Source organism: Collinsella sp. AF05-9 (genome assembly GCF_003465595.1).
Classification (GTDB): Bacteria; Actinomycetota; Coriobacteriia; order Coriobacteriales; family Coriobacteriaceae; genus Collinsella.
On sequence record NZ_QSBB01000074.1, the window covers coordinates 1 to 1,457 of the forward strand.

Below are 1,457 nucleotides of genomic sequence, written 5' to 3' on the forward strand. Positions count from 1 at the left end.
GGCTCTGTTAGACCACATTTGACACGATCGGCTGTTCGTCGAACCGGGAAATAATCGGGCTATCCCCGCTCATCGCGGTCCTCGCCCTCCCCGTCAGCCTTCCCCGAAGATCCCAGCCTGACGTCGAAGGGCAGGCCGCCCTCGCGGATCACCGCCCTGAGGAATATGTTCATGGCGCCCGACATGGAGAGCCCGAGCTCGTCGAGCACGGCCACGGCCTCCCTTTTGACCTCGGGATCGATTCTTATCGTGGTGGCCGGGACGTTCGATGTCATTGCCGCTCCTTCCGCGGTCGCTGCTCCGTGGCCACCATTTTAATTCGCTAGGCCGCCCGCCCGTCCCAGTAGTCCATGAGGGGAGGCTCGAGGCCGAACATGCCGCGGACGCGGGTCGAGCAGGAGCCGTTGGCGAGCTGGCGGGCGACCGTGGACTCCGCCGCGCGCGAACCCGCCGCCATGAAGGTGCGGCACCAGCGGAACCAGTCGAGGTAGGCGGCGAGGTGCTTGGTGGACACGCCCTTGAAGCGTGCCATGAACGATTCGAGGAGCGAATGGACGGTATTGATGCGGTTGATGGTGCCCTCCGAGCGGTCCTTGGAGTCATAGGACTCATGCGAGGCGACCTTCAGGTCGCGCAGCACGTCGATGTATGCGGCCGCCTTGTCCGTGGCGACGACCGCGCCCGCGCCGATACGGCCGCGAAGGGCCTCCGCCGCGCGCCTGCGCGAGACCACGCCGCGCCCCGAGACCTCGAAGAAGGTGGCGTCCGTGTCGCTGACGCCCGTCATGACGCAGACCTGCTCGCGGGAGAGGCCTCGCCTGCGGACCTGCTTGCCGCGGTGGCGAGCCTTTCTCGGCAGGGTGAAGGAGCCCTTTGAATGGTTGCCCTTGAAGGACTCGGGGAAGTACGTCTCGTCGAGCTCGCAGGCCTGCCCCCGCCCCACATGGAACTCGGGCGAATATTCCTTCAGGCACTCGATGAGCCTGTGGCGCATGGTGTAGGCGGTCTTGAGGCAGACACCGCAGCGGCCGGCGCACTCGCGGAGAGGGAGCATGAGGACGAAGCACTCGGCATAGGCCATCCAGGTCTCGCGTGGCAACTTGCTCGTGCCGAGGATCCGGTCGGTGGAGCCGGAGAACGTCCTGCCGCAGTCGCGGCAGAGGTAGCGCTGCCCGCCGTTCCTGGACTTGCCCTTCTTGACGATAGCGACCGAGCCGCAGCGGGGGCAGCGCTCTACCTCATAGCCATCTCCCGCCGCATCGTCGAACATGGCGGCGCGGACGACGTCCCCGACCAACTCGACGGCTTTACGGCGTTCGGTCCTGCTGAGCTTCGCCAGGCTCTTCTTGAGGGTGATGACCAGGTCGTCTGCATCCATGGGCGCTCCTTCGACGTTAATTGAAGGGTACCGCCTCGCGGTGACATCGTTTTTATGTCAACCTTGGTCTAACAGAGCC

The 1,457-nt window shown here is 65.3% G+C and carries 2 protein-coding genes; both read right to left on the reverse strand.

Features of this window, described 5'->3' with window-relative positions:
* Positions 1-59: 59 nt before the first annotated feature.
* A complete protein-coding gene (locus tag DWV43_RS09945; protein ID WP_117818453.1) occupies positions 60-275 on the reverse strand; it encodes a type II toxin-antitoxin system RelB/DinJ family antitoxin in 216 nt (71 codons plus the stop codon).
* Between the two features lie 47 nt (positions 276-322).
* Entirely contained in the window at positions 323-1,378 is a 1,056-nt protein-coding gene (locus tag DWV43_RS09950) for an IS1595 family transposase (protein WP_117818454.1), read from the reverse strand.
* Positions 1,379-1,457: the final 79 nt, after the last annotated feature.